The sequence below is a fragment of the Pantoea sp. Ep11b genome (assembly GCF_040783975.1).
Taxonomy (GTDB): Bacteria; Pseudomonadota; Gammaproteobacteria; order Enterobacterales; family Enterobacteriaceae; genus Pantoea.
On the sequence record NZ_CP160631.1, the window covers coordinates 2480499 to 2498789 of the forward strand.

Annotated in this window: 21 protein-coding genes and 1 pseudogene; 15 read left to right on the forward strand and 7 right to left on the reverse strand. The window is 57.9% G+C overall.

Annotated features, from left to right (window positions below):
• Positions 1-5: 5 nt before the first annotated feature.
• Positions 6-923, reverse strand: a complete 918-nt coding sequence (locus AB1748_RS11720) for a PHP domain-containing protein (RefSeq protein WP_367395528.1) — start codon at positions 921-923, stop codon at positions 6-8.
• Positions 924-1168: 245 nt separating this feature from the next.
• On the opposite strand from AB1748_RS11720, the gene AB1748_RS11725 reads away from it, so the two are divergent.
• The 6 genes and pseudogenes from AB1748_RS11725 to AB1748_RS11750 all read left to right on the forward strand — a co-directional run bounded on the left by AB1748_RS11725 (position 1169) and on the right by AB1748_RS11750 (position 8192).
• Entirely contained in the window at positions 1169-2734 is a 1566-nt protein-coding gene (locus AB1748_RS11725; RefSeq protein ID WP_367395529.1) for an anthranilate synthase component 1, read from the forward strand.
• Positions 2734-4327 (forward strand): annotated as a pseudogene (trpD, locus tag AB1748_RS11730) (bifunctional anthranilate synthase glutamate amidotransferase component TrpG/anthranilate phosphoribosyltransferase TrpD). The gene AB1748_RS11725 and the pseudogene trpD overlap by 1 nt, the downstream one beginning before the upstream one ends.
• A 2-nt stretch (positions 4328-4329) precedes the next feature.
• On the forward strand, positions 4330-5691 hold the full coding sequence (gene trpCF / locus AB1748_RS11735; protein ID WP_111140060.1) for a bifunctional indole-3-glycerol-phosphate synthase TrpC/phosphoribosylanthranilate isomerase TrpF: 1362 nt from the start codon (positions 4330-4332) through the stop codon (positions 5689-5691).
• Positions 5692-5735: 44 nt separating this feature from the next.
• Complete coding sequence (gene trpB / locus AB1748_RS11740) at positions 5736-6926, forward strand: tryptophan synthase subunit beta (RefSeq protein ID WP_111140059.1); 1191 nt, start codon at positions 5736-5738, stop codon at positions 6924-6926.
• Entirely contained in the window at positions 6926-7729 is an 804-nt protein-coding gene (gene trpA / locus AB1748_RS11745; RefSeq protein WP_367395530.1) for a tryptophan synthase subunit alpha, read from the forward strand. The genes trpB and trpA overlap by 1 nt, the downstream gene beginning before the upstream one ends.
• A gap of 148 nt (positions 7730-7877) precedes the next feature.
• Positions 7878-8192: a BON domain-containing protein gene (locus tag AB1748_RS11750; protein WP_111140057.1), complete on the forward strand. Its 315-nt coding sequence runs from the start codon at positions 7878-7880 to the stop codon at positions 8190-8192.
• A gap of 46 nt (positions 8193-8238) precedes the next feature.
• On the opposite strand, the gene ompW is transcribed toward AB1748_RS11750, so the two are convergent.
• Entirely contained in the window at positions 8239-8928 is a 690-nt protein-coding gene (ompW, locus tag AB1748_RS11755; RefSeq protein ID WP_255562720.1) for an outer membrane protein OmpW, read from the reverse strand.
• A gap of 197 nt (positions 8929-9125) precedes the next feature.
• Here ompW and AB1748_RS11760 point away from each other — a divergent pair, with 197 nt between their 5' ends.
• From AB1748_RS11760 to yciA, 4 genes are read left to right on the forward strand one after another with little or no spacing between them, the layout of a single operon-like run.
• Entirely contained in the window at positions 9126-9542 is a 417-nt protein-coding gene (locus AB1748_RS11760) for a YkgJ family cysteine cluster protein (RefSeq protein WP_111140055.1), read from the forward strand.
• 27 nt (positions 9543-9569) lie between these two features.
• On the forward strand, positions 9570-10304 hold the full coding sequence (locus AB1748_RS11765; protein WP_111140054.1) for a YciC family protein: 735 nt from the start codon (positions 9570-9572) through the stop codon (positions 10302-10304).
• 51 nt (positions 10305-10355) lie between these two features.
• Positions 10356-10895, forward strand: coding sequence for a septation protein A (locus tag AB1748_RS11770; protein WP_111140053.1), 540 nt, complete (start codon positions 10356-10358; stop codon positions 10893-10895).
• A gap of 59 nt (positions 10896-10954) precedes the next feature.
• Entirely contained in the window at positions 10955-11377 is a 423-nt protein-coding gene (gene yciA / locus AB1748_RS11775) for an acyl-CoA thioester hydrolase YciA (RefSeq protein ID WP_111140052.1), read from the forward strand.
• Positions 11378-11412: 35 nt separating this feature from the next.
• Here yciA and tonB read toward each other — a convergent pair whose 3' ends face one another.
• Positions 11413-12174 carry a TonB system transport protein TonB gene (gene tonB, locus AB1748_RS11780; RefSeq protein ID WP_367395531.1) on the reverse strand — a complete coding sequence of 254 codons (762 nt, stop codon included), beginning with the start codon at positions 12172-12174 and terminating at the stop codon, positions 11413-11415.
• Positions 12175-12371: 197 nt separating this feature from the next.
• Between tonB and AB1748_RS11785 the strand changes: the two genes are divergently transcribed.
• Positions 12372-12668: a YciI family protein gene (locus tag AB1748_RS11785; protein WP_111140050.1), complete on the forward strand. Its 297-nt coding sequence runs from the start codon at positions 12372-12374 to the stop codon at positions 12666-12668.
• A gap of 88 nt (positions 12669-12756) precedes the next feature.
• Positions 12757-12942, forward strand: a complete 186-nt coding sequence (locus AB1748_RS11790) for a hypothetical protein (protein ID WP_111140049.1) — start codon at positions 12757-12759, stop codon at positions 12940-12942.
• Positions 12943-13129: 187 nt separating this feature from the next.
• Here AB1748_RS11790 and ycgZ read toward each other — a convergent pair whose 3' ends face one another.
• Positions 13130-13372, reverse strand: a complete 243-nt coding sequence (gene ycgZ, locus AB1748_RS11795; RefSeq protein WP_111140048.1) for a regulatory protein YcgZ — start codon at positions 13370-13372, stop codon at positions 13130-13132.
• Positions 13373-13706: 334 nt separating this feature from the next.
• On the opposite strand from ycgZ, the gene AB1748_RS11800 reads away from it, so the two are divergent.
• Complete coding sequence (locus tag AB1748_RS11800; protein WP_367395532.1) at positions 13707-14024, forward strand: hypothetical protein; 318 nt, start codon at positions 13707-13709, stop codon at positions 14022-14024.
• A 38-nt stretch (positions 14025-14062) separates the two neighbouring features.
• On the opposite strand, the gene AB1748_RS11805 is transcribed toward AB1748_RS11800, so the two are convergent.
• Positions 14063-14236: a YciY family protein gene (locus AB1748_RS11805; RefSeq protein ID WP_128084052.1), complete on the reverse strand. Its 174-nt coding sequence runs from the start codon at positions 14234-14236 to the stop codon at positions 14063-14065.
• Positions 14237-14395: 159 nt separating this feature from the next.
• Between AB1748_RS11805 and cls the strand changes: the two genes are divergently transcribed.
• Together cls and AB1748_RS11815 are read left to right on the forward strand one after the other, a co-directional pair.
• Complete coding sequence (cls, locus tag AB1748_RS11810; RefSeq protein WP_111140046.1) at positions 14396-15856, forward strand: cardiolipin synthase; 1461 nt, start codon at positions 14396-14398, stop codon at positions 15854-15856.
• Between the two features lie 45 nt (positions 15857-15901).
• Positions 15902-16225: an HI1450 family dsDNA-mimic protein gene (locus AB1748_RS11815; protein WP_009089915.1), complete on the forward strand. Its 324-nt coding sequence runs from the start codon at positions 15902-15904 to the stop codon at positions 16223-16225.
• Positions 16226-16268: 43 nt separating this feature from the next.
• Here AB1748_RS11815 and oppF read toward each other — a convergent pair whose 3' ends face one another.
• Positions 16269-17270 carry a murein tripeptide/oligopeptide ABC transporter ATP binding protein OppF gene (gene oppF, locus AB1748_RS11820; protein ID WP_111140045.1) on the reverse strand — a complete coding sequence of 334 codons (1002 nt, stop codon included), beginning with the start codon at positions 17268-17270 and terminating at the stop codon, positions 16269-16271.
• Positions 17267-18280 carry an ABC transporter ATP-binding protein gene (locus AB1748_RS11825; RefSeq protein ID WP_293771055.1) on the reverse strand — a complete coding sequence of 338 codons (1014 nt, stop codon included), beginning with the start codon at positions 18278-18280 and terminating at the stop codon, positions 17267-17269. Before AB1748_RS11825 ends, oppF begins: the two co-directional genes overlap by 4 nt.
• Positions 18281-18291: the final 11 nt, after the last annotated feature.

Genomic DNA, 18291 nt, shown 5'->3' on the forward strand with positions numbered 1-18291 from the left:
TCGTGTCACCTTTCCGTGATGGCCGGGCATGGCGCGAGTGCCGGGAAACGTTCCCAGACCGGCTCCACCCCTGCTGGCAGCCAGAGTTTGCGACCCAGCTCAATCCACGGGCAGGGTTGATGAAAATCAGAACCTTGTGATGCGGCCAGATCGTTATCTCTGGCGTAGTGCGCCAGCTGTGTCCGCTCATTCGGCGGCTGCTGGCACTGTGCGACCTCAATGGCATCGCCACCCGCCTCGCGGAAGTGGGCGATCAGACGTTTCAGCCACTTCGCCGATAAACCGTAGCGGCCCGGATGGGCCAGCACGGCACAGCCGCCAGAATGATGAATCGCATCAATAGCTTGTTTAATTGTACACCATTGTGGCGGGACGTAGCCGGTTTTGCCGCGCGCCAGATAATTTTTGAATACCTGGGCCATGTTGTCCGCTTTGCCCTGCTCAATCAGGAAGCGGGCGAAATGTCCGCGGGTAAGGATGCCGCCATCGGCCAGGCGCGTAGCGCCCGCCAGCGCATCGGGAATCCGCGCCCTTGCCAGCCGCTCGCTAATCTCGGCCGCCCGCGTCTGGCGGCAGGCCAGCTGCCCGGCCAGAAAGGTCACCATCGCCGGATGATCGATATCGATGTTCAGCCCCACGATGTGAATCTCATGGTTCTCCCACAGCGTTGAGAGCTCGGCTCCGGCCAGCACGCTGATCGGCAGATTCAGCTCACTCGCCGTCTGCTGCGCCTCTGCCACCCCGGCGGTGCTGTCGTGATCGGTGATCGCCAGTACGCCGACGCGCATCTCAACGGCCCGCTGCACCAGCGCGGCGGGCGACAGCAGACCATCCGAGGCGCGCGTGTGGCTGTGTAAATCGTAAACCGGGAAACGGGCGATATCGCTCAAGAGAACTCCTGCTGAAACTAAACCGGCCAGCATGATAACGATTTTCGCGGTCAGTGAAAAAGTGTATTGACATTTTCGCCCTGAACCCGTTAACTAGTACACAAGTTCACACGCAAGGGGTATTCAGTCATGGCGGAAGTAATGATGCATTCAGAGGGTTGGCGCGCTGTTCCCGATTAAGGGCGACAGGATCGTGCACACTTTGCGTAAACGCCGTGTGAAAACCTGAGCCCGCCAAGACGCGGGCTTTTTTTTGAGCGAAATTCAGAGAAATCATCATGCCAAATGCGAAACCTACAGTGAAGTTGATTACCGGCACCGCGCCTTACCGCGAAGATCCGGCCGCAGTGTTTCACCAGCTTTGCGGCGCACGTCCGGCAACCCTGCTGCTTGAGTCTGCTGACATCGACAGCAAGCGCAATTTAAAAAGCCTGCTGATCGTCGACAGCGCGCTGCGCATCAGCGCAATGGGCCCTACTGTCACCGTACAGGCGCTATCGGAAAATGGCCGCGCCCTGCTGCCGCTGCTGGATGAGGCGCTGCCCGCCGCCGTGGGCAATCAGGTGCGCCCCGATGGACGCGAGCTGACCTTCCCGCCGAGCCACGACCATCAGCAGGATGAAGATTCCCGGCTGAAGGCGCTGTCGGTCTTTGATGCGCTGCGTCTGATCCCGCAACTGGTCAACTCCTCAGCCGACGAGCGCGAAGCCGTGCTGCTGGGTGGCCTGTTCGCCTATGACCTGGTGGCCGGTTTTGAGACGCTGCCCGTGCTGGATAATCAGCAGCACTGCCCCGACTACTGCTTCTATCTGGCAGAAACCTTACTGGTGATCGACCATCAGACCCGCAGCGCGCGTCTGCAGGCCAGCCTGTTCTGCCCTTCCACCAGCGAGTTCCAGCGCCTGCAGCGCCGCATTGAGCAGCTGCATGGCCAGATCCTGCAGCCCGCTCCGGCGCTGCCGGTGCAGCCGGTGGCGCAGATGACGCTGACCACCAGCCAGAGCGACGAAGCCTATTGTGAGGTGGTGCGTGAGATGCAGCAGGCGATTCGCATCGGCGAGATTTTCCAGGTGGTGCCGTCCCGCCGCTTCTCACTGCCCTGCCCGTCGCCGCTGGCCGCCTATGACACGCTGAAAAACAGCAACCCCAGCCCCTACATGTTCTTTATGCAGGATCAGGATTTCTCACTGTTCGGCGCCTCGCCAGAGAGTTCGCTGAAGTATGACGCCACCTCGCGTCAGATCGAAATTTATCCGATTGCCGGTACGCGCCCGCGTGGCCGCCACGCTGACGGCTCGCTGGACCGCGATCTCGACAGCCGGATCGAGCTGGAGATGCGCACCGACCATAAAGAGCTGGCTGAACATCTGATGCTGGTGGATCTGGCACGAAACGACCTGGCCCGTATCTGTGTGCCGGGCAGCCGTTACGTCGCGGACCTCACCAAAGTGGACCGCTATTCGTTTGTGATGCACCTGGTGTCCCGCGTGGTGGGTACGCTGCGCGCCGACCTGGATGTGCTGCACGCCTACCGCGCCTGCATGAACATGGGCACCCTCAGCGGTGCGCCAAAAGTGCGCGCCATGCAGCTGATTGCCGGTGCCGAAGGCACACGCCGTGGCAGCTACGGCGGCGCGGTGGGCTACTTCACGGCGCAGGGCGATCTGGATACCTGTATCGTCATCCGTTCGGCCTATGTCGAAGATGGCGTCGCCACCGTGCAGGCCGGTGCGGGTGTGGTGCTGGATTCTCATCCGCAGGCTGAAGCGGATGAAAGCCGCAACAAGGCCCGCGCCGTTCTGCGCGCAATCGCGACTGCCCATCACTGCAAGGAGATCTTCTGATGGCCGATATTCTGCTGCTCGATAACATCGACTCATTTACCTACAACCTGGTTGATCAGCTGCGGACCTTTGGTCACAACGTGGTGATCTACCGCAATAACCTGCCTGCGGAGCTGTTGATCGAACAACTGCAGCGAATGGAAAACCCGGTGCTGATGCTCTCTCCGGGTCCCGGCGCGCCAAAGGATGCGGGCTGTATGCCCGCGCTGCTGCAGGCGCTGCGCGGTCGTCTGCCGATTATCGGTATCTGTCTGGGACATCAGGCGATTGTGGAAGCCTACGGCGGCCATGTCGGTCAGGCGGGCGAGATCCTGCACGGTAAAGCCTCCTCGATCGATCACGACGGCGAGGCGATGTTTGCCGGTCTGAGCAATCCACTGCCGGTGGCGCGTTATCACTCACTGGTGGGCAGTAACACACCGCAAGCGCTGACGGTCAATGCCAGTTACAACGGGATGGTGATGGCGGTGCGCCATGAAACCGACCGGGTTTGCGGCTTTCAGTTCCACCCGGAATCGATTCTGACTTCTCAGGGCGCGCGGCTGCTTGAGCAGACGCTGGCCTGGGCGCTGGCGAAGTAAAGGGAGAATAACGATGCAACAGACACTGGAAAAACTTTACCAGGCGCAGACGCTGAGTCAGGCGGAGAGTCACGCCCTCTTCAGCGCCATTATTACCGGACAGCTGGAGCCGGTACAGCTCGCCGCGGCGCTGGTCGCCATGAAAGTGCGCGGTGAGTCGCCGGAAGAGATCGCCGGGGCCGCCACGGCACTGCTGGAAGATGCCAAACCCTTCCCGCGCCCGGGCTATGCCTTCGCGGACATCGTCGGCACCGGCGGCGACGGCAGCAACAGCATTAATATCTCCACCGCCAGCGCGTTTGTGGCCGCCACCTGCGGACTGAAAGTGGCAAAGCATGGCAACCGCAGCGTCTCCAGCAAGTCCGGCTCTTCCGATCTGCTGGCGGCCTTTGGCATCGATCTTGATATGCCTGCAGAGCGGGCGCGCCAGGCGCTGGACGATCTGAACGTCTGCTTCCTGTTTGCGCCGCAATACCACACCGGTTTCCGCCACGCGATGCCGGTTCGCCAGCAACTTAAAACGCGCACGCTGTTTAACGTGCTCGGCCCGCTGATCAATCCTGCACGTCCGCCGCTGGCCGTGATTGGTGTCTACAGCCCGGATCTGGTGATGCCGATTGCCCAGACCCTGAAAGTACTGGGCTATCAGCGCGCGGCGGTGGTGCATGGCGGCGGCATGGATGAGGTGGCGCTGCACGACGTGACACATGTGGCCGAACTGCGCGACGGCGAGATCACCCGCTATCAGCTCTCGCCGGAGGACTTTGGTTTTGGCTTCCATCCCAAAGAGGCACTGGCAGGCGGCACGCCGGAAGAAAATCGTGACATTCTCACGGCTTTACTCCAGGGTAATGGCCAGCAGGCCCATGAAGAAGCGGTCGCCATCAACGTGGCGATGTTGCTTAAAGTATTCGGTCAGGAAGATCTGCGTGAAAACGCCCGGCAGGCGCTAAACGCCATCCGCAGCGGACAGGCGTATGAGCGCGTCGTCGCACTGGCAGCAAGAGGATAATCATGAAAGGCACCGTGTTAGAAAAAATTGTTCAGGATAAAGCGATCTGGGTGGAAGCCCGTCAGCAGCAGCAGCCGCTCTCTACCTTTCAGAACAGCATTGAACCTGCCAGCCGTCATTTCTACGACGCGCTGCAGGGTGCACGCACCGCGTTTATCCTGGAGTGCAAAAAAGCGTCCCCTTCGAAAGGCGTGATCCGCGAGGATTTTGACCCGGCCGCTATTGCCGGCGTCTATCGCCACTACGCCTCTGCGGTCTCCGTGCTGACCGATGAGAAATATTTCCAGGGCGACTTCGCTTTTCTGCCGATTGTCAGCGCGGCGATCACCCAGCCGGTGCTGTGCAAAGACTTTATTATCGACCCCTATCAGATCTACCTGGCGCGTTACTACCAGGCGGATGCCATTCTGCTGATGCTCTCTGTACTGGATGATGAGCAGTATCGTCAGCTGGCCGCCGTGGCGCATAGCCTGAAGATGGGCATCCTGACCGAAGTCAGCAACGAAGAGGAGCTGGAGCGCGCCATCGCTCTGCAGGCAAAAGTCGTGGGGATCAACAACCGCGATCTGCGCGATCTCTCTATCGATCTCAACCGCACGCGCCAGCTGGCTCCGCGCCTGTCGCATGGCGTGACGGTCATCAGCGAGTCGGGGATCAACAGCTATGCGGATATTCGCGAGCTCAGCCATTTTGCCAACGGTTTCCTGATCGGCTCCGCCCTGATGGAAGAGTCCGATCTGACCGCTGCGGTGCGTCGGGTCACGCTGGGCAGTAACAAGGTATGCGGCCTGACCCGCCCTGAAGATGCGCGTGCCGCTTATGAAGCCGGTGCCATCTATGGTGGCCTGATCTTTGCCGAAGGCTCACCGCGCCTGATCGACACGGCCACGGCGCAGTCGGTGATGGCGGCTGCGCCGCTGCGCTATGTCGGCGTCTTTCGCAACAACACAATAAGTGACATTGTCACGCAAACGGAAACCCTTTCGCTGTCAGCCGTTCAGCTGCATGGCGATGAGAGCCCCGCGTTTGTAGCCGAACTGCGCGCCGCGCTGCCCGCAGAGGTTCAGATCTGGAAGGCGCTGCGCATTGAGGGCAGCGTCCCGGCCCGCGACTGGCCGCATGTGGACCGCTACGTGTTCGACAACGGCAACGGCGGCACCGGCGAACGTTTCGACTGGTCACTGCTGCAGGGGCAGACCCTGGACAATGTGCTGCTGGCCGGTGGCCTCAGCGCAGATAACTGCGTTGAAGCCGCGCAGCTGGGCTGTGCCGGACTGGACTTCAACTCTGGCGTGGAAAGCGCGCCCGGCATCAAAGATGCCCGTAAAATCGCTGCTGTGTTTCAGACACTGCGTGCCTACTGATTTGCCTGGCCCGCTTTACCCGGGCCCGAGAAAGGAAGATAAAAATGACGTTACTCAATCCCTACTTTGGCGAATTTGGCGGAATGTACGTTCCGCAGATCCTGATGCCCGCGCTGCGCCAGCTCGAACAGGCGTTTGTCGACGCGCAGAAAGATCCGGCGTTTCAGGCCGAATTTACCGACCTGCTGAAGAACTATGCGGGTCGTCCGACCGCGCTGACGCTGTGCAAAAACCTGACCAAAGGCACCAGAACCCGTCTCTATCTCAAGCGTGAAGATCTGCTGCACGGCGGCGCACACAAAACCAACCAGGTGCTGGGTCAGGCGCTGTTAGCCAAACGCATGGGCAAAAACGAAATTATCGCTGAAACCGGTGCGGGTCAGCACGGTGTGGCATCCGCCCTGGCCTGCGCACTGCTGGGCATGAAGTGCCGCATCTACATGGGCGCAAAAGATGTGGAGCGTCAGTCACCAAACGTGTTCCGTATGCGTCTGATGGGCGCGGAAGTGATCCCGGTGCACAGCGGCTCTGCCACGCTGAAAGACGCCTGTAATGAGGCGCTGCGCGACTGGTCCGGCAGCTATGAAACCGCGCACTATATGCTCGGTACGGCGGCGGGTCCCCATCCCTTCCCGACGATTGTGCGCGAGTTTCAGCGCATGATTGGCGAAGAGACCAAAAAGCAGATTCTGGAAAAAGAGGGACGCCTGCCGGATGCGATCCTCGCCTGTGTGGGCGGCGGTTCCAACGCCATCGGGATGTTTGCCGACTTCATCGACGAGACCAGCGTGAAGCTGATCGGGGTCGAACCGGCGGGTCACGGCATCGAGACGGGCGAACATGGTGCGCCGCTGAAGCACGGTCGCGTGGGGATCTATTTCGGCATGAAAGCGCCGATGATGCAGACGCACGACGGCCAGATCGAAGAGTCCTACTCTATCTCTGCCGGCCTAGATTTCCCGTCGGTAGGCCCGCAGCATGCGCATCTCAACAGCATCGGTCGCGCAGACTACGTTTCGATTACCGATAATGAAGCGATGGACGCCTTTAAACAGCTCTGCCGCGCGGAAGGCATTATCCCGGCGCTGGAGTCCTCCCATGCGCTGGCTCATGCACTGAAGATGATCCATGCGGAGCCGGAGAAAGAGCAGCTGATTGTGGTCAACCTTTCCGGCCGTGGCGACAAAGATATTTTCACCGTTCATGACATTCTGACTGCGCAGGGAGAAATCTGATGGAACGTTACAATCAACTGTTTACCCGCCTGTCAGCGAACAACGAAGGCGCTTTCGTTCCCTTTGTGACGCTCGGCGACCCGTCCCCTGCGCTGTCACTGCGTGTGATCGACGCGCTGGTTGAAGGGGGCGCAGATGCTCTGGAGCTGGGGATCCCCTTCTCCGATCCGCTGGCCGATGGCCCGACCATCCAGAACGCGACGTTACGCGCTTTTGCGGCGGGCACTAACACCAGCCAGTGCTTTGAGATGCTGGCGACCATCCGCCGCAAATATCCGGATCTGCCGATTGGTCTGCTGATGTACGCCAATCTGGTCTTTACCAACGGCGTGGATGCGTTTTATGCCCGTTGTGCCGAAGCCGGTGTCGATTCCGTCCTGGTGGCCGACGTACCGGTTGAAGAGTCTGCGCCCTTCCGTCAGGCGGCGCTGCGTCACGGTGTGGCACCGATCTTTATCTGTCCGCCCAATGCCAGCGATGAGCTGCTGCGTGAGATCGCCTCACACGGTCGCGGTTACACCTATCTGCTGTCGCGTGCAGGCGTAACCGGTGCTGAAAACCGCGCCAGCCTGCCGCTGCAGCATCTGATCGACAGGCTACGTGAATATCACGCCGCGCCGCCGCTGCAGGGCTTTGGTATCTCGGAACCGGAACAGGTGAAGGAAGCGATCGCGGCGGGTGCGGCGGGCGCCATCACCGGTTCAGCGATTGTCAGAATCATCGAAAAGCATCACGCCGAACCGGACGTGATGCTGAGTGAACTGAAGCAGTTTGTCAGCCGCCTCAAAGCTGCCAGCCGCTAATCCTGCCATCATGCCTTATCACCCGATAAGGCATGATTTGTTTCCTTTTTTATCCGCCGCCATTTGCCCTTTTCGTCAAATCTGCACCACAATGACAGTGCGCCGTTACGGTAACGTCGCATCCAATTTGTGACAGGGAGAGAAAGCAATGAAATTCGTTAAAATGCTGGCAGGTGCTGTACTGGCAGGCGTGGTTGCGCTGACACTGAGCGCCTGTGCGCCAACCGCAACTAAAGAGGGAACCGGTGGCTATATCGATGACACCGTCGTTACCACCAAAGTCAAAGGTGCGCTGCTGAAAGATGAGTCGCTGAAGTCGACGGAAATCAACGTAGAAACCTTTAAAGGCAAAGTTCAGCTGAGCGGCTTTGTTTCATCACCACAGATGGCCAACCGTGCCGTTCAGGTGACACGCAGCGTGGCGGGCGTAAGATCGGTTGTTAACAACATGCAGATCAAGTAACCTCTGATCGACAAAAAGGCCGCGGATTCAGCGGCCTTTTTTATTGTCAGAAACGGTAGCCCGCGCCGAAGAAGAACACCCAGGGATCGACGCGCATGTTGATGTTCTGCTGTTCGCCCCCCGCTTTAAACTTCACTTCCGTATCGATATCCATGTACCACAGCGACGCATTCAGCATCCAGTCGCGATTGATCTGATAATCGAGACCCACCTGACCCGCCACGCCCCAGGAGTCCTTCACGCTGAGGTCGGTCAGACCCGCATCACGGCCGGTCTGGTTGAATTTAGCATCGTAAAAAGTGGTGTAGTTCACGCCCACGCCCACGTAAGGACGCACCGGGCTTTTGCTGTCAAAGAAGTAGTACTGCGCCATCAGCGTAGGTGGCAACTGGCGCACCGTCGCCAGCGTACCGGTCGGGCCAAGGCCCACTTTATGCCGGAATGGCGTGGCGGCCAGCAGCTCGACCCCTATATTATCTGTTGCCATATAAGTAAATGTCAGGCCCAGCTGCGTGTCATTGGAGGCACTGAATTCCCCCATGCCTAACACGTTATCGGAACCCTCGGTGGGCCGGACGGTGGCACTGCCAGCCCGCATAAAGAAGTCACCCGCTTCGTGGGCCATTGCCAGCTGAGGCAACGCCAGTGCCAGCAGCATTGCGCATTTTGCCAGTTTCATTATCACTCCTTTGCTTAATGTTAACATCGCGAACGTCATTGCTTTTTTTGCTGGCAATTTTTTAACGTGATTTACAGAAAATTGCACTCTGAACGCTTCAGATAAACTGCTTATAAAACAATGAATTGATTTAGATCAATTTCAGCACCGGCTGGCTGCGAAAAATAGCGCTTGCTGAATAATTTCGGCCAGCCTATTTTGCTTCTCTTCCTTGTTGATTTTGGTTCGATGCCCTGGGAGGGGCGGGTGATCAAATGCATGAAATAACGAATCCCTGTGTCAGCTGTGGCGCCTGCTGCGCCCATTTCCGCGTCTCTTTTTACTGGGCCGAAGCCGATGATGCTGGCGGACTGGTGCCAACCCACTTAACCGAACCACTGAGCCTGTTGATGCGCAATATGCGGGGGACGAACGATCGCACGCCCCGCTGCGTCGCTCTTGAGGGCGAAATCGGTGGCTGTGTCTCCTGCGGGATTTATGAGCAACGTCCGACGCCCTGTCGGGAGTTTGCCATGTCTGGTGAGGCGGGCATTCCTAACGAAGCCTGCGATCGCGCCCGCGCCCGTTATGGTCTTCCTGCGCTTTTTGCGCCTTCTTTACCTGATATGACAGAAAGTTATGCCACGGCGGGTGCCCGCGAGCTGCCAGAACATGTACAATCGCCGGGTTAATTAACCCGGTTCCTCCAAGGAGTGTACATGTCTATCACGGCCAGCTCGTTATACCGTGACACAGGAAATTTTGCGCGTCATCAACTGGCTACGTTGCTGTTGCTGTCGCTGCTGACCGCTTTTATTACCGTTATGCTGGTGCATGTGCTGACACCCGGTGCCGACCAGATGGCCATACTCCAGCAGAGTGACGTCAGCGCCAGTTCGCTGTTTGAGATGGTGCAGAATATGTCTCCGGAGCAGCAGCAGGTCCTGCTGCACGCCTCGGCTGCCAGCACCTTTGCGGCGCTGATGGGCAATACGCTGCTGCTGGGCGGCATGCTCTGCCTGATCCCGCTGGTCTCTTCCGGCCAGCGTGTCAGCGCGCTGCGGGCAATTGGCGCCTCCGTGCCAATGCTGCCTAAACTGCTGCTGCTCACCTTCCTGATGACGCTGGTGGCGCAACTGGGCTTTATGGTGCTGGTAGTGCCAGGGATTCTGCTGACCATGCTGCTGTCGCTGGCGCCGGTAATGGTGGCCCGTGAGAAAATGGGCGTCTTTGCCGCCATGCGCGCCAGCATGCGGATGGCGTGGAAGAACGTGAAGCTGATTGCGCCCGCGATCCTGCTCTGGCTGCTGGCCAAAGTTGTGGTGATGCTGTTCTTCTCGTCGCTGACTGTGTTACCGCTTAATGTCTCATCGGTGATTTTCACCGCAGCGGGTAATCTGGTTTCGGCGATGTTGATTATCTATCTCTATCGTCTCTATATGCTGTTACGTTGATTCGCGATCTGCCCCCGGGCAGATCCGCAGCCAACTCTGAATGGAAAAACTATGAAGCAGCTACTCGACTTTCTTCCCCTGGTGGTTTTTTTCATCTTCTACAAGCTGTATGACATCTTTGTAGCTTCCGGCGCACTGATCGTCGCCACCGGCCTGGCGCTGGTCGTCAGCTGGGTGCTCTATCGTAAGCTGGAAAAGATGACGATTTTCACCTTTGTGCTGGTGGCCGTGTTTGGCACCCTGACGCTGGTATTCCACAACGATGAGTTCATTAAGTGGAAAGTTACCGTGATCTACAGCCTGTTTGCCGCCGCCCTGCTCTACAGCCAGTGGTTTATGCAGCAGACCCTGATTCAGCGTATGCTGGGCAAAGAGCTGCAGCTGCCCGACGCTGTCTGGCGACGGCTCAATATTGCCTGGGCGCTGTTCTTTCTCATCTGCGGCCTGGTGAATATCTATGTCGCCTTTTGGTTATCACAGGCCTTCTGGGTTAACTTCAAAGTTTTCGGTCTTTCCGGCCTGACGCTCCTGTTTACCCTGCTCAGTGGGCTCTATATCTGGCGACAGATGCCGCAGCAGGAACAAAAATAATGACGCAGCCCGGTTCGCCGGGCATTTTTTTAGCACTAACCTGCAAATAAGTGGACGCAATGGACGAAAAACATAAATTGCCGCAAGGCGAAATGGTGCTGCGTACGCTCGCCATGCCGGCAGATACCAACGCCAACGGTGATATTTTTGGCGGCTGGCTGATGTCACAGATGGATATGGGCGGCGCAATTCTGGCTAAAGAGATTGCAGAAGGCCGCGTGGTGACCGTGCGGGTCGATGGCATGTCATTCATGAAACCGGTCGCGGTGGGCGACGTGGTGAGCTGCCATGCGAGCTGCATCCGCACCGGCAACAGCTCCATGACGATTAACGTCGAAGTGTGGATCAAAAAGGTGTCGTCTGAGCCGATCGGTCAGACTTACTGTGCCACGGAAGCGGTATTCATCTACGTGGCTGTCGATAACGAGGGCAAATCGCGCCCTCTGCCCGCCGGTCGCGCCAATCAGCCCGCAGGCGAGTGAGTGACGGGTCAGCCCTGGCGGTCTGACCCCCGCGCTTATTCGATACTGGCTCCGCCATTGATTTTGAACACGATATTCATGGTCATACCCTGCGCAGGACGGCCGCTCTGGTAGCGCCACGTTTTCATCGCCTGCTTAACGGTCCGTTCGAACATGTTCGCCGGCTGCGCGGAGAGAATGTCGATATTATCGACCCGTCCGTCACTGTCTACATCAAACTTCACCCTGACGCGCCCCTCTATCCGCAGGGCAAACGCGCGCGGTGGATAGCCCGGCTTGCTGATGCTTAAAGCTTTCGGTCCCGTTGACGCAGAGGCGCCGGGTGACGGCGTGGCTTGTGGCGCGGCGGCCGGCTTCTTCTCTTCAGAGGGTCTCTTTTGCTGGAAAGGATTGGCCTGCGGTTTGTTCTCCTGACGCGGCTTCACCTCGCGCACTGGCTGCCGGTGCTCAGGTTTGGGTTTAGGTTTTGGTTTAGGTTCAGCCTTCGGCTTTGGCTTTGGTGCAGGTTCAGGCTTCGGTATCGGCACCGGCTCCGCCTTTGGCGGTTCCGGAGCTGGCTGCGGTTCCGGTATCGGTTCAGGCTGGGGTTGCGGTTCCGGTGGCGCGACTGCTGTGGGCGCGGGCTGAATGTCCGGTGCCACCATGGTAACGCTGATGGGCTGCGATGCCTCAGGTACCGTGATCTCCTGCCCGAACGACGCGTAGAGAATTCCGGCAATCACGGCCCCATGCAGGATGACGGACAGCAGCATGGAGACAGACGTGCGTTTAGGTAGTGGCATAGTCAGCGTGGTCATAACGGTCGCAGTAATTGAGTGAAGCCGCAATTTTAAATGCAAATAGCAATCAGTTTCAATAACTCCCACTCTCCGCTCTGCATAAAAGCGCTTTTTAGCCCTTTATGCTGAGCCCTGCACTGCCCACAGGTTTCGTTTGCACTCTGCCTGACGATCCCTTAACGTGTTGCGAAATTCTGAATACTGGGAGTTACTGAGTGCTTTACGTCATTTATGCAGAAGATACTGCAGATTCACTGGAAAAGCGTAATGCCGTCCGCCCTGCCCATCTGGCCCGGCTTAAACTACTGCAGGAAGAGGGACGCCTGATTGTCGCCGGTCCGATGCCTGCGGTTGACAGTAACGATCCCGGCGTGGCGGGTTTTACCGGATCAACCGTGATTGCTGAATTCCCGTCGCTGGAAGCCGCACAATCCTGGGCGCAGGATGACCCCTATTTTGCGGCGGGTGTGTACGCCCAGGTGTCGGTTAAGCCGTTCAAACGCGTCTTCTGACCGTCAGCGGGCTGTAAAAATGGCTTCTGTGTCTGACACAGGAGCCATTTTTCTTTGGGTCAGGGTCAGGGTCAGGGTAAGAGAAAAGATGCAGAGTGTGATTATCGGTTTACTGGCGATTATCGCTGTATTGACTGGCGGTGCCGTTTATCTCTGGCGGACGCGGGGCTGGCGGAAGAGTAAGCAGTGGATTGTGATGCTGATTGTACTGGCGGCAGCATTGCAGATGGTTAACGTCACGCTGATGCTGAACGCGCAACGCCTGTTGGGATAATAGTCACTGAGACAAGCCGTATGAAAAGGTGATTGCGAACTGAACCTGCTGCTGACATTTCCGGCATACTGTCACTCACGAGCAGAGGCAGAGACGGAATGCGCGTTAAAAGGCAGCGACCGGTTATGTCAGCTTAGCGGGCCAGGTCGCGGTTACTGACCGCCCTGGCTCTGCCGCTACGCGCTGATTAACCACGATCCAGGATCAGGCCAATCAGTTCGTGATAATGCTGCTCTTCTTCGACGCTGGTCACATGCTGCAGGCGTTTGATCAGTTTTGAGCAGATAGCCTTGCGGTTAAGAGTGCGGCCTGAACCAATGATCTCAGCAACGACTGAACCCAGAATCGCCTGCTGTGAAGGCTGCGCAGCGCTGTGCAGATAGGCAGAGATATCAGATACTGAAGCGGGGATACGCGTGTTAGTCTGCATAATAGACCTCAAAGTGTTTAGTTAAGTTTGCTCACCGATAGGGTAAAGTTATACAACAACACCTCTATTGTACAGGTATTTCGCCAGAAAATTCCTGAAAGCCTGAGCTAATCTTAATAAAACCCTGAATAACATCCACTTAAACTAATGTAAAGTTGTACAAGTTTTCGGTATTGTCCTGTACATCCCCCGTTCGCCTCCTCTTTTTGCGTTAAAAAACGATCTCTCTATCATTTTTTCAGTCACGAAGAGGAATTTTCTGGCAGAGCTGTCTACATTTGGATCTTATGAGTTAATCCTCTGAATGGATGCGCATTGCAGTCGCGACTTAATTATGCATAAAACTTATCCTGGCCAGACCCTTACGCTGTTTCAGCCACTGCTGTCATGTCTTGCAGCGATTGCTGACCCTAAGATTGAAGTGATGAGCGGTTATCCGGCGCATTGCTCGGCGTGGCTGACGATCTACTATCAGCGAAAATCGGGACGCTGGTCCTGTGAATGGTACGATCGGCCGGGTTGTCGCCGGCCAGCGGCGCTGGGTGACAGGATGGTGTGTCTGATGCATGAGGTCAGCGACCGGGGGGCTACGCAGCAGGAGCACCTGATGGCGCGACGCCTGCTGGCCGAAGCGGGATTTATGGAAGCCTGACGAAGCGGTTATCGTCAGGCACCCCGCACCGGGTGAGGCTAGACCATCTGCGTAATAAACAGAATCGAGCGACGCTGCTGCTGTGCCAGCTGGTGGCGAATGCAGTGAATACGCTTATATCGTCGTGACTGCCCTTCCAGCCAGCGTGAACGGCGACGATGAACCTGTCTCAGCATTCTCCAGCGCGCCACTTCATTTCTGCTTCTTTTCATCACTTCCTCTCTGACATCGGATCCGCGTGGGCATTATAGAGATCTCTGTGCGAATGCCAAATCCGATTGCCCGCCCGGCGAGTCCAGGATAAAAGGTTTCGTTAGTACGCTTCTGCACGTAAACTTGCCAGACGAAAGCGCGAACGGGATGTCCACTTTATGACCACTTTTTATACGCTCATCAGCTGGTTGCTGCTGTTTGGATACTGGCTGCTGATTGCCGGTGTCACCCTGCGCATTCTGATGAAACGCCGGGCCGTAACATCTGCGATGGCCTGGCTGCTGGTGATCTATATCCTGCCGCTGGTAGGTATTATCGCTTATCTCTCTTTTGGCGAACTGCATCTGGGTAAACGTCGCGCGGAGCGCGCACGCACTATGTGGCCGTCAACCGCCCGCTGGCTCAACGATCTCAAACAGTGCCGTGAAATCTTCGCCACCGAGCACAGCGACGTGGCGCGTTCGCTGTTTGAGCTCTGCTACCATCGGCAGGGGATCGCCGGGGTCAAGGGCAATCAGCTCCAGTTGCTGACCAGCTCTGACGATGTGATGCAGGCGCTGATCCGCGATATCCAGCTGGCCCGCCACAATATCGAGATGGTCTTCTATATCTGGCATCCCGGTGGCCTGGCGGATGAGGTGGCGGAATCTCTGATGGCCGCCTCACGCCGGGGTGTGCATTGCCGTTTGCTGCTCGACTCCGCAGGCAGCGTGAACTTTTTCCGCAGCCCCTGGGCGGGCATGATGCGCAATGCCGGTATCGATGTGGTGGAAGCGCTGCAGGTGAGCCTGCTGCGCGTGTTCCTGCGCCGAATGGACCTGCGTCAGCACCGTAAAATCGTCCTGATCGACAACTACATCGCCTACACCGGCAGCATGAACCTGGTCGATCCGCGCTTCTTCAAGCAGAGCGCAGGCGTCGGCCAGTGGATCGATTTGATGGCGCGAATGGAAGGCCCGGTGGCAACCGCGATGGGGATTGTCTTCAGCTGCGACTGGGAGATCGAAACCGGTAAACGTATTCTGCCACCGCCGCCCGATCGCAATATCATGCCGTTTGAACAGGAGAGCGGCCACACCGTACAGGTGATCGCCTCCGGTCCCGGCTTCCCGGAAGATATGATCCACCAGGCGCTGCTGACGGCGGTCTATTCGGCGCGAGAGCAGCTGATCATGACCACACCCTACTTTGTGCCCAGCGACGACCTGCTGCATGCCATCTGCACAGCGGCGCAGCGCGGCGTCAGTGTCAGCGTCATTATCCCGCGCAACAATGACTCTCTGCTGGTGGGCTGGGCCAGCCGCGCCTTCTTCAGCGAGCTGCTGGAAGCCGGTGTAAAAATTTATCAGTTTGAAGATGGCCTGCTGCACACCAAGAGCGTGCTGGTCGACGGACAACTGAGCCTGGTAGGAACCGTAAACCTCGATATGCGCAGTTTATGGCTGAACTTTGAAGTCACGCTGGTGGTGGATGATGCGGGCTTTGGCAGCGACCTGGCCTGTGTACAGGATGATTATATTGCCCGTTCCCGCCTGCTGGATGGCAAGCGCTGGGCAAAACGTGCCTGGTGGCAGCGCATCGTCGAACGACTGTTTTACTTCTTCAGCCCTTTACTGTAAAACGAGCCAGATTGTGTAAATGGCCACAGGCCGACAGGACAGACTATGGATTTAAATAATCGCCTTACCGAAGATGAAACGCTGGAACAAGCCTACGATATTTTTCTCGAACTGGCAGGCGACAACCTGGATCCGGCCGACATCATTCTCTTCAATCTGCAGTTCGAAGAGCGCGGCGGCGCGGAGCTGTTCGACCCCTCTGAGGACTGGAAAGATCATGTCGATTTCGATCTGAACCCGGACTTCTTTGCCGAGGTGGTCATCGGGCTGGGTGAAGCGGACGGCGAACCGATTACCGACGTCTTTGCGCGCGTGCTGCTCTGCCGCGAGAAAGATCACAAGCTCTGTCACATCCTGTGGCGGGAGTAATCGCCAGATAAGAAAACGCCGGGCTTCTGCCCGGCGTTTTGCTTTACAGCGGGTCGACCTTGAGACAGGAGACCGCATGGTGGAAACTGCCTTCCAGCAGTGGCCGGGTTTTGGCGCACTCCGGTCCGGCAATCGGGCAGCGGGTACGGAACACACAGCCTGACGGCGGATTGATTGGCGAGGGCAGCTCCCCTTCCAGCAGCTGAATCTGTTTATTCTTCTCCAGATCCGGATCGGGGATTGGCACGGCCGACATCAGCGCGCGGGTGTAAGGGTGCTGCGGATTGCTGTAGACCTCGTTATAGGTGCCCAGCTCCACCGCATGGCCCAGATACATTACCAGCACCCGGTCAGAGATGTGCTTCACCACTGCCAGATCGTGGGCGATAAAGATCAGCGACAGCCCCATTTCACGCTGCAGCTGCTGCAGCAGGTTAACCACCTGTGCCTGAATCGAGACGTCCAGCGCGGAGACCGGCTCGTCACAGATAATCAGCTTCGGCTCCAGAATCAGGGCGCGGGCGATACCGATACGCTGGCACTGCCCACCCGAAAACTCGTGCGGATAGCGGTTAATCAGGTTGGGCAGCAGCCCCACCTTCATCATCATATTTCTGACGCGCTCTTTGACCTCCTGACGCGCCATTTTCGGATGATAGGTTCTGAGCGGCTCCGCGATGATATCGCCGATGGTCATACGCGGGTTCAGCGACGCCAGCGGGTCCTGGAAGATCATCTGGATATCGCTGCGCGCCTTGCGCCACTCCTCTTCGCTCTGGCCCAGCAGATCGCGCCCCAGCCAGGCGACACGGCCATCGGTTGCCTTAACCAGACCAATAATGGCGCGCGCCAGGGTCGATTTTCCGCAGCCTGACTCGCCCACCACGCCCAGGGTTTCCCCCTCATAAAGACGCAGGCTGACGCCATCGACCGCTTTCAGGGTCTTCGACGGCTGCCAGAACCACTGCTTGCCATCTTTGATATCGAAATGCACTTTGAGATCGGCGATTTCGAGTAACACTCTTTTTTCCGCTACGGTGCTCATACTAACTCCTCCACCGGCTTAAAGCAGGCGCGCAGGCGGCCATCGCCGAACGGTTCCAGCGGCGGTGCCTGGGTGCAGATATCCATCGCGTGCGGACAACGCGGCTGGAACGGACAGCCCTGCGGCAGACGCAGCAGATTAGGCGGATTGCCCGGGATGGTGGTCAGACTCTCGCCTTCCGCATCCAGACGCGGCACGGCATTCAGCAGGCCGATCGAATAAGGATGAGCGGGCTGATAGAAGACGTCGCGCGCCCGGCCATACTCCATGGTCCGGCCCGCATACATCACCAGCACCTTGTCGCAGATCCCCGCCACCACGCCGAGATCGTGGGTGATCATAATGATGGCCGTGTTGAACTCGCGCTTCAGCTCATTAAGCAGCGTCATGATCTGCGCCTGCACCGTCACATCCAGTGCGGTCGTCGGCTCATCTGCGATCAGCAGTTTAGGACGGCAGAGCAGCGCCATAGCGATCATCACGCGCTGGCGCATCCCGCCGGAGAACTCATGCGGAAACATCTTCATGCGCTTGCGCGCCTCCGGCATTTTTACCGCATCCAGCATCCGCACCGACTCTTCAAACGCCTGTGCGTTATTCATGCCTTTGTGCAGTTTCAGCACCTCCATCAGCTGCTCACCCACCCGCATATAGGGGTTAAGTGAGGTCATGGGGTCCTGGAAGATCATCGCAATCTGCTCGGCACGCAGTTTATTCAGCTGATTTTCCGGCAGGTTGAGGATCTCTTTGCCGTTGAAAATCGCCGAGCCGCCGATGCGGCCATTTTTAGCCAGCAGCCCCATCAGGGCAAACGCGGTCTGCGACTTGCCGGAGCCGGATTCACCGACAATACCCAGCGTCTCTCCCGCGCGCAGCGAGAAGTTAAGGTCATTGACGGCGGTGACGTCCCCGTCGTGCGTGCTAAAGGTCACGCGCAGATCTTTGACCGTCAGTAGCTGTTCGCTTCCCGCGCGGGCCGCCATCGCGGGCTGAAATTCATGAATGGTCATCGGGAAACTCC